This is a genomic window from Pseudomonas sp. AGC41 (assembly GCF_057334555.1).
This window is the reverse complement of sequence record NZ_JBHFJB010000101.1, coordinates 5,665-15,240: the sequence shown is the minus strand read 5'-3', so window position 1 is coordinate 15,240 and position 9,576 is coordinate 5,665. Positions and strand designations below refer to the sequence as shown.

The window sequence follows — 9,576 nt, the reverse complement described above, 5'->3', positions numbered from 1 at the left end:
CCCCCCCCCCCCCCCCCCCCCCCCCACACTAGGTCCGCAACTTCACCCCAACGCGGATTAAATAGCCGTGATTACGCCACGCTACGTCGACGGCTCGATGCGCTGGTCAGCCGTTCCTCGATGCTGGCGCAACAATTCGATCTGCTCGGCGGGAATCAATGTACGCAGCGATTTGTACAGGGCTCGGGTTTCCAGCAGATTCCAGACCCGCAGCATGGTTTCCAGGGCGTCGAGGGGCTTGCTGATGAAGTCCCGGGCGCCTAATGCCAAGGCCCGCAGGCGGGTGTCGCGGGTGGCGTCGGCGGTCAGTACCAGGATCGGCAGGTAGTCATTGGCCGGGATGCGCCGGTTGAGCTGCTCCAGCACGGCAAACCCGTCGAAGGCCGGCATGTGCAGGTCGAGGATCACCAGGTCCGGCTCAAAACTGTTGAACAGGTCGAGTGTACGCAACGGCTCGGTGCTGCTCAGCACGTTGTGCAGCCCTTCACGGGCCAGCAGTTGTTCCATCAACTCAAGGTTGGGGCGCTGATCGTCGATAATCAGGATGCGCAGATCGCGATTCATGCGGACTCCGGTAAATAACGTTCAAGGTGGCCGAGGAAGGCCTGGATATGAATGGGCTTGGTCAGGATCGCCGTGGCGCCGGCCTCGCGCAGGGCGCGGTGAGTGAGGTCGCTGGCATCCGCGGTGATCATCAGCACGGGCGTGGACGCGGTGGCCGCCGACTGGCGCAACCGACACAGGACTTCCAGCCCCTCCAGGTCCGGCAATGTCACGTCCAGCAGGATCAGCTGCGGCGCGTGCTGGCGCGCCAGGTCGAGGCCCAACTGGCCTTGCATGCTCGAGAGCAGCTGGATGCCCGGGCGACGCTGCATCAGGGTTTCGATCAAGGCGAGGCTCGACAGGTTGTCTTCGATGCACAAGACCTTGCCGTCGAACTCGGTGCGCGGGCGGGTGATTTCCAACGCCGCCAAGGGCGGCAGCTGGGCGCCGGACACCTGGGCAGCGGGCAAGCGCAAGGTGAAGCAGCAGCCTTGTCCCGGTTCGCTGAGTACCTGGAGGCTACCCTGCATCATCTCCAGCAGGCTTTTGCTCAGGGAGAGTCCCAGGCCTGTGCCTTCGACCTGTGGGTCGGCGCCCAGGCGTTCGAACGGCTTGAACAACTGGTCCAACTGTTCGGGGGCGATGCCGTGCCCGGTGTCGCTGACGGCAATGCCCACCTGTTGGCCCTCGACGCTCACTTCGATACGCACCTCGCCGCCGGGACGGTTGTACTTGATGGCGTTGGAAAGCAGGTTGAGCAACACCTGGACCAGGCGTTGGCGATCGGCAAGCACGCCACTGCCTTCGGGCAGCGCGGGCAGGGCAGCCAGATGAATTGCCGAATCCGCGGCCATCGGCGACACCAGCGTCAAGGCTTCGTGCAGCACGGTCGGCAGGGCAATTGGCTCGATGTTCAGGGGCAGCCGGCCGGCTTCGATCCGGGCGATGTCGAGCACTTCGTTGATCAGCGCGAGCAAATGCTGGCCGGCGCGCAGGATGTGGCTGACCTGCGGGCGCTGGCCGGCGACCGAGTCCATGTCCAGCAATTGCGCGAAGCCGAGGATGGCGTTCAGCGGCGTGCGCAACTCATGACTCATGCGCGAAAGAAATTCGCTCTTGGCCCGGCTCGCGCTTTCCGCTTCCTCACGGGCGGTACGCAGGGCGATTTCAGCGGTGCGCCGGTCGGTGATGTCGCGGGTGATCTTGGAAAAACCCCGCAGGGCGCCGGTGCTGTCGTATTGAGTGGTGATGACCACGCTGGCCCAGAAGCGACTGCCGTCCTTGCGACAACGCCAGCCTTCTTCCATGTAGTGACCGTCGCGGGTGGCCTCGCGCAGGGCCATTTCGGGGTGGGCCGGGCACTCTTCGGCCAAGTAGAACAGCGAGAAATGCCGGCCGAGTACCTCCTGTTCGGTATAGCCCTTGATCCGCTCGGCCCCGGCATTCCAGGTGATCACATGGCCCTTGGCGTCGAGGGCAAAAATGCCGTAGTCCTTGACGCCATCGATGATCAGCCGCAGGCGTTCCTCGTTATCGCGCAGGGCGCGCTCGCGTTCGGCGAGCAGCTGCCCGGCTTCCACCAGGCGCGTGCCCAACTGGCCGATTTCGTCCTTTTCCGGCGGTTGCGGCAACAATGGCTGGCCCAGCGCCAGGCGCTGGGCGTTGCCTTGCACCTGCTGGACCCGGGCGACAATGCCCTTGGACAGGAACAGCACCGCGACAATCGCCCCGAACAGCCCGCAGACCGCTGCGAGCAGGGTCGCGAACAGCAGGCGCATGCGCGTTGCCGATGCGGCGGCGCTGCGGTCGGCGAGCAGGGCATCCTCGCGGATGCGCATGGCGCTGATCTGCTCGCGCAGCACGTCGAGCACCTGTTTGTTTTCGATCAGGATCGCGGTGATAGTGGCTGTGTTGTCGGCCTTGCCGGTGCGCAACGCTTGCAACCCGACGAGCTTTTCGGTGATCAGCGGGGTAATGGTCTTGAGGTGCTCGCGCATCCTCGCGTCACGGATATTGTGATCCAGGCGTTGCAATGCAGCCTGGATCCTCGGGGTGGCCTGTTCGTAGCCGGGCAGGAAATCTTCACGCCGGGTCAGCAGGTAACCGCGCACGCTGGCCGCGGCCTCGGCCAGCAATGTGTGCACGGCCTGGATGTCGCCCTGGACCAGCAGCACCCGGCGCACATCCTCCTCGGCACGGGCCGTCTGGCGTTCGGTGATATAGATCAGCACCAGCGACAGCAGCAGGACCACCAACGGCAGCGAGATCACCACCAACGCCTTGCCGCGTAACGGCAAGTCGGCCCATCTGCGGGCGGCCAGAAACCTCATGGCCATTGTCCGGTGGGTTGTGCCACCAGCCCCAGGGCGACGCCGCGCACCGCGGCCTGGGTCCGGTCGGCGGCGCCGAGCTTGCCGATGACCCGCTCCACATGCGCCTTGGCCGTGCCGGGGGCGATGCCGAGTTTTTCACCGATCTCACGATTACTGAACCCACCGGCCACCAGCCCGAGTACCTGGCGTTCGCGCGCGGTCAGGGCCTGGACGGGCGTTGCACCGTTGGCGCCGCGTTCGGCCATGCGGCGCAACAGACGGGCGCTGACCGAACTGTTCAGTGCCTCTTCTCCCTGGGCGACCCGCCTGAGGGCCTGGAGCATTTCCTCGCGGCTGGCATCCTTGAGCAGATAGCCGACGGCGCCCGCAGCGATGGCCGCTTCGAGGTGGTCGGGGCTGTCGTCCATGGTGAAGATCATCACTTTGATCTGCGGCTGGCGTTGTTGCAGGATGCGCGCCGCGCCGAGGCCATTGAGCACCGGCATGCGGATGTCGAGGATGGCGATGTCCGGCTGTAGCCGCTCGCACAGGTCGAGCGCCTCCTGGCCGTCGCAGGCCTGGCCGACGACTTCGAACCCTTCGGTACCGGCGAGCATGGAGACGAACCCGGTGCGGGTCACTTCGTGATCATCGGCCAACAGCAGGCGCAAGGGACGATTCATGGCTGTGCTCCGTGGGCTGGCAACGGCACGCTGGCCAGCAGTCGAGTGCCGCGGGCGGGTGCGCTATGACAGTCCAGTTGGCCGCCCAGCAGGCTCGCGCGCTCCTGCATGGCGGCCAGGCCGAGGTGGCAGCTGCCATTGGTCTCGATGGGTTGTTCCTGGGCGAATCCGCAGCCATCGTCCTCGACCCGCAGCCAAGCCTGGCCGTCTCGCACCGCCAGCCCGAGGGAAACCTGATTGGCCTGGGCGTGCTTGAGAATGTTGTTGATGCCTTCCTGGGCGATGCGAAACAGCGCAATCTCGGTATTATCCGGCAGGCGCGCGGTGCTGTGCTCGACCCAATCGACCCGGAGCCCGGCGTCACGCAGACGATCGGCCTCCTTGTCGACGGCTTTGTACAAGCCGAAGTCGTCGAGCACATGCGGACGCAGGCCGCCGATCAGTTGCCGACCTTCGCCGACGCAGCCCTGGGCCAGTTCGAGAATGCCCCGCAGCTCATCGGCCAGCACCGCCGGCAAAGGCGGGCAGCGACCGGCGAACCCCTGGAGGCGTTGATGCAAGCCGGCGAGGTTCTGCGCGAGGCCATCGTGCAGGTCATAGGCGACGCGTTTGCGCTCGTCCTCCTGGGCGCTGAACAACCGATGGACCAGCTCGGACATGGTCCGCTCGCGAGCCTGGAGCGTCTGCAGCAGGCGGCTGTTCTCCAGGTGCGCCGCCAACAGCGTGGCCAGCAATTGCAGCGATTCGATGTCTTCATTGTCAGGGACGCCCAAGGGCACGCTGTTGCCTAATAGCAGCGCGCCGAACGCAACGCCGTCGGACCCGCGCAGCGGAATCCGCAGGATTTGCGGCAACGGCGTGCCGGGGCGATCCATCCATTGCGAAGCGGGCGAGGGCGGTTGGGCCAGCTCGGCGAGCAGCTCGAGGCGCTCGCCGCTGCCGTGGCTGGCGACGGTCTGCAACTGGCTGTCGGCGTTCCACTCCAGCAACAGACCGTGATCCATGGCGACGAACGCGCACGCACGTTCTACCGCGCGTTGGCGCATCTGCGCCAACGGCAAGCGGGTCAGTTCGTGCCCGGTGCCCAACAACAGGCCCAGGCGCGCCGCCCGGCTTTGCGACTGGCGGTATTGGGTGCGGATCGCCAAGGCGCTGCCAGGGTCATGGGGTGGGCTTTGCATGGGGAACTCCAGCGTGGAAGGGCAAACCGGCGCGGTTGCTGATGGTTTCATTAAACCCTGTGATCGACACCCGGCCTATCTGCCGAATGGCATAGGCGATCGGCACCGGTTGGCCGATGCCGGGGCTTGCGAAGGCCGGCACAGTGGGCTCATTGAAACCCAAAGGAACGCTACGATGAAAATGAAAAACTGTGCCATTGCCGCTTTTCTCCTGCTGGGCGCCCCCCTTGCCCAAGCGCTGGAGACCACGCCGTTTGTCTACAGCACCGTGGCCGAGCAGCCGCAGAACGTCAACGACCGTGAAATCGCCGGGCTATTCGATCGCTGGAACGCTGCGTTGAAGACCGGCAGCGCCGTCGCGGTCACCAGCCTGTACGCCCCGGATGCGATTCTGCAACCGACCGTCTCCAACAAGGTGCGCAGTACCCCGGCGCAGATCCAGGACTATTTCGTGCACTTCCTGGCGGCCAAGCCGGTCGGGGTGATCAACTACCGGGAAATCCGCCACCTGGGGCCTGACGCGGCGATGGACAGCGGAGTCTATACCTTCACGCTGACCCAGGCCGACGGTTCCAAGCGGGAAGTGCAGGCGCGCTATACCTTCCTTTACGAGCGACTCGACGGCCAGTGGAAGATCATCAACCATCACTCGTCGGCCATGCCGGAAGTACCCAAGACCCTGCAGGCCAGCCACTGACGGCGGGCGATATACGGCGCGCCCTCGATGTCCAAGGGCGCCTGCTTCGCCAGACGTTTTGACCGTCGATGAATTAAAGCCTTGGAATCACCTGGGAACATTAATTAGAATCAGTCTCATTTAAGACATTCTTGCCCAGGGCCACTTCAATGCTTGATGCAGCTAAGCCGGCGGAGCACGCCCTCGACGCGTTATACCGTGACCATGGCGGTTGGCTGGAAGGCTGGTTGCGACGGCGCATGGGCAATGCCTGGGATGCCGCCGACCTGCGCCAGGATACGTTTTTGCGCGTACTCTCCAGCGCCCAGTCACTGGCCGACCTGCATGAACCGCGCGCCTACCTGTTGACGGTGGGCAAGCGCTTGTTGAGCAATTTCTACACGCGCCGCCATCTGGAACAGGCCTATCTCGACGCGTTGGCCAGCCTGCCCGCCGAATGCGTGCCGTCTTCAGAGCAGCGCTGGCTGCTGCTGGAAACCCTGCAGGCCCTGGACGAGTTGCTCGACGGCCTGCCGCCGATGGTGCGGCGGGCGTTCCTCTGGAGCCAGCTCGAAGGCCTCGGTTATCGCGAGATCGCCGAGCGCCTGCAAGTCGCCGAGCGCACCGTGAAGCGTTATATGGCCCAGGCCTACGAACATTGCCTGTTGGTGGACTTCTGATGCGCCAGGCTCCGTCGGCCGAAGCCCGTGAAGTCGCCCGGGCGGCGGCCCGCTGGCTGGCGCTGGTCGAGTCGGGAGCCGCTGAGTTCGATCACGGCGCGTTGCAACGCTGGCGTGAAAGCAAGGCCGAGCACGAAGCGGCCTGGCAGAAAGCCCAGCGCTTGCGCCAGCGGTTTGCCGAGGTGCCGTCAGCGTTGGGCCTGGCCACCCTGGATCGTCCCGCACTGGCCCGTCGCAGCGTACTCAAGCGCGCGTTGGGTGTCGCCGCGCTGGTACCAACTGCCTGGTTGCTGGGACATGAACTGCCGCTGGAGGCCTGGCGCGCCGACCTGCAGACCGCCACCGGGGAACGCCGGCGGTGGACGCTGGCCGGTGGCAACGTTTTGCAGTTGAACACCGACAGCGCTGTGGACCTTGACCTCGAGGCGCGCCGCCTGATGCTGCTGCGCGGCGAGATCGCCCTGAAAGTCGTCGACGGCCCCTTGGCGGTCCAGCTGCCCTACGGTGGGGTGAGCGTCGGCCGAGGCGAAGTCTGTATTCGCCTGGATCAACGCAGCTGCCGGGTTTCGGTAGTCAGCGGCGCGGTGCAACTGCAGCCTGCGCAAGGGCCAGCGCTGAGACTCGAAGAAGGCCAACAGGTAGACCTGAGTGCCACTGGCGCGGCTGCGACCAGCACGTTCGACGCCGGGCAGATGGGTTGGCGTGAAGGCGTACTCGTGGCGCAGAACCAGCCGCTGGGGGATTTCCTTCGCGAGCTGGACCGCTATCGCCCCGGCGTGTTGCGCTGGGACGAAGGGTTGGAAGCGCTCCGCGTCACCGGCAGCTTCCGCCTGGAAAACACTGACCGGATCCTCGCGCTGCTCTCGGCCAGCCTGCCGCTTGAGGTGCACATGCGTACCCGCTACTGGGTCACCTTGACGCCGCGAAAAAATATCGCCTGAAGCCTGTCCCCTTTTTTTGTCTCGCTTGTCATTCAAGGCAACTGAACAAAAAACGAGAGTTGCTCCAATGCCCGCAGCAGTATCTTTACGTTTTCGTCCGGCCCTCGCTGGCTGGCGCCCGTTGCTGAACCTGAGCCTCATGCTGAGCCTGAGCTCCAGTGCGTTTTTCATCTCGCCCAGCCAGGCCGAGGAAAGCGCCCGACGCAGCTATCAGGTTCCCGCCGGCAGCCTCGGCGCCGCGCTGACCCGGTTCGCCGGGCAGGCTGGCGTCAACCTCTCGGTGGACCCGGCCCTGGTGAGCGGTCGCAACAGCGCCGGGCTAGCTGGCGAGTTTGGCGTGGAGGAGGGATTTAACCGGCTGTTGCAGGGTTCCGGCCTGCAGCTGCAGCCAGTGGGCGAACAGGCCTACATGCTCACTCCGGCGGCGCAAGGCAGCAGCCTGCAACTGGCGCCGACCTCGATTTTCGGCGCCACCGGCGCGACGCAAGGCGACCCCTACGCAGGGGGGCAGGTGGCACGGCGTGGATCCCAGGGCTTGCTCGGCTCCCGTGACTTCATGGAAACGCCGTTCAGCATGACCACCTACACGGGGGAGACGGTCAAGAATCTGCAGGCACGGACCCTCGGTGACCTGGTCGCCAGCGATCCCTCGGTGCGCGCCACCAACCCGGCGGGCGGGCGTTATGAGCAATTCACCATTCGTGGCTTGAGCCTGTTCAACAGTGACGTGGCCTACAACGGTCTTTATGGCGTATTGCCGACCTACACGATCGATATGGAGATGGCCGATCGCGTCGACATCCTCAAGGGCCCGACCCAACTGATCAACGGGATCTCGCCGCGTGGCAGCGTCGGCGGCGGGATCAACGTAGTGCCGAAGAGGGCCACCGACAAGCCGATCACATCCCTGACCGGCAGCTATGCCTCCGACAGCCAGCCCGGCGCTGCCGTGGATGTCGGCCGCCGTTTTGGCGAGGACAACCAGTTCGGCGTGCGTTTCAACGGCGTCAAGCAGGCCGGCGACACCGACTGGGATCATCAGCGCGTGGATCGCCAGATGGCCGTGCTGGGCCTGGATTTTCGTGGCGAGCGCTTGCGTCTTTCCACCGATATCGGCCACACCGAGCGTGACACCGACGCACCGCAGGAGCGCGTCCAGATCGGCGCCGCCGCGCCGGTACCGCATGCCAGCGATGTGCGACGCAATTACGCGCAGCATTGGAGCAAGGCGCGTACCGAGGACACCTTCGGCGCCGTGAACGGCGAATTCGACGTCAGCGATTCGGTCATGCTTTACGGCGGCGTCGGTGCTCGCAAGAGCAACCACGACTTCCTGCGGCACAACGTGTCGGTCACTAATGCGGCCGGCGATTTCACCGTGTCGCCCCGCGACTTTACCCGGGACGAAAATGTGCGAACGGCCAATGCCGGGGTGCGCAACTGGTTCCAGACCGGCCCGGTGAGCCATGAGCTGAACCTGGCGGCCAGTTATTTCTACATGGATTTCGAGAACGGCGGCGCCCGTTATGCCAACGGGCGCAGCAACCTGTATGACCCGGTGCCGACACCGACGCCGAACACCCCCACACGGCCGGACCCAAAGGTCCATACCGAGAACCACTTCAGCGGCGTGGCGCTGTCCGACACCCTGGGTTTCTTCGATGACCGCCTGCTGCTGACCCTGGGCGCCCGCTGGCAGCGGGTGGAAGTCGACGACTGGTCCGATGGGGTCAAGGGTCCCACCGCCTATGACGAGGAAAAAGTTTCGCCGTCGGGCGGGATCCTGTTCAAGGCCACCGACAAGCTGTCCCTCTACGCCAACTACATGGAAGGCTTGAGCCAGGGCAAGATCGCGCCGACGTCCTCGGACAACAGCGATGAAATCTTCCCGCCGTTCATCAGCCGCCAGGTCGAGGTTGGCGCCAAGTACGATGCCGGCGCGCTGGCCGTTACCGCCGCCGTGTTCCGGATCAAGCAACCGGCCTATGCCACCGACGCCACGACCAATGTCTTCGGCCCGAACGGCAAACGCGAGAACACCGGCGCGGAAGTCAGCGTATTCGGTGAACCGGTCAAGGGATTGCGCCTGCTCGGTGGCGTGATGTACATCGACAGCGAACTGACCGACACCACCAACCCGGCGTTTGAAGGCAACCGCGCGCCGGCGACACCGGAGTACAACGTCAACCTGGGCGCCGAATGGGATGTGCCGACCGTGCAGGGGTTGACCCTGACCAGCCGCGGCATCTATTCAAGCTCGCAGTACCTGGATCCGTCCAATACCAAGGAAATCGATTCCTGGGAGCGGTTCGACGTCGGTGCGCGGTATGCCTTCAAGGTCGATGACAAGCACATCACCTTGCGCGCCAATATCGAGAACGTGGCGGACAAGCGCTATTGGAGCTCGGCCGGGGCTTCGGATGACAGCGAGCCGGGGTTGACTCTGGCGACGCCGCGCACTTACCTGGTGTCGGCGACTGTCGATTTCTGATCGGTTTGCTGTTTATCCTGTGGGAGCAAGCAGCCATGAAATTCTGATCGCCCAATCCAACTGTGGGAG

Annotated in this window: 8 protein-coding genes; 4 read left to right on the top strand and 4 right to left on the bottom strand. The window is 64.7% G+C overall.

Translation table 11 applies throughout. The features are described from left to right. Nucleotides 1-81: 81 nt before the first annotated feature. The 4 genes from ACE04F_RS17465 to ACE04F_RS17450 are packed head-to-tail and all read right to left on the bottom strand — an operon-like array spanning nucleotide 82 to nucleotide 4,719. The gene (locus tag ACE04F_RS17465) at nucleotides 82-564 is read right to left on the bottom strand and encodes a response regulator (RefSeq protein WP_486108616.1); all 483 of its coding nucleotides are present in this window, start codon (nucleotides 562-564) and stop codon (nucleotides 82-84) included. Continuing rightward, entirely contained in the window at nucleotides 561-2,873 is a 2,313-nt protein-coding gene (locus tag ACE04F_RS17460) for an ATP-binding protein (RefSeq protein WP_486108614.1), read from the bottom strand. The genes ACE04F_RS17465 and ACE04F_RS17460 overlap by 4 nt, the downstream gene beginning before the upstream one ends. Then, nucleotides 2,870-3,538 (bottom strand): response regulator, encoded by a 669-nt coding sequence (locus tag ACE04F_RS17455; protein ID WP_486108612.1) that lies wholly within the window; start codon nucleotides 3,536-3,538, stop codon nucleotides 2,870-2,872. Before ACE04F_RS17455 ends, ACE04F_RS17460 begins: the two co-directional genes overlap by 4 nt. Next, entirely contained in the window at nucleotides 3,535-4,719 is a 1,185-nt protein-coding gene (locus tag ACE04F_RS17450) for a sensor histidine kinase (RefSeq protein WP_486108610.1), read from the bottom strand. The genes ACE04F_RS17455 and ACE04F_RS17450 overlap by 4 nt, the downstream gene beginning before the upstream one ends. A gap of 175 nt (nucleotides 4,720-4,894) precedes the next feature. Here ACE04F_RS17450 and ACE04F_RS17445 point away from each other — a divergent pair, with 175 nt between their 5' ends. From ACE04F_RS17445 to ACE04F_RS17430, 4 genes are all read left to right on the top strand, one after another. Beyond that, complete coding sequence (locus ACE04F_RS17445; protein WP_486108608.1) at nucleotides 4,895-5,416, top strand: SgcJ/EcaC family oxidoreductase; 522 nt, start codon at nucleotides 4,895-4,897, stop codon at nucleotides 5,414-5,416. Between the two features lie 149 nt (nucleotides 5,417-5,565). After that, on the top strand, nucleotides 5,566-6,075 hold the full coding sequence (locus ACE04F_RS17440; RefSeq protein WP_486108606.1) for a sigma-70 family RNA polymerase sigma factor: 510 nt from the start codon (nucleotides 5,566-5,568) through the stop codon (nucleotides 6,073-6,075). Beyond that, complete coding sequence (locus ACE04F_RS17435) at nucleotides 6,075-7,016, top strand: FecR domain-containing protein (RefSeq protein ID WP_486108604.1); 942 nt, start codon at nucleotides 6,075-6,077, stop codon at nucleotides 7,014-7,016. Before ACE04F_RS17440 ends, ACE04F_RS17435 begins: the two co-directional genes overlap by 1 nt. A gap of 67 nt (nucleotides 7,017-7,083) precedes the next feature. Then, nucleotides 7,084-9,507, top strand: a complete 2,424-nt coding sequence (locus ACE04F_RS17430) for a TonB-dependent siderophore receptor (protein ID WP_486108602.1) — start codon at nucleotides 7,084-7,086, stop codon at nucleotides 9,505-9,507. The last annotated feature ends 69 nt before the right edge of the window (nucleotides 9,508-9,576 follow it).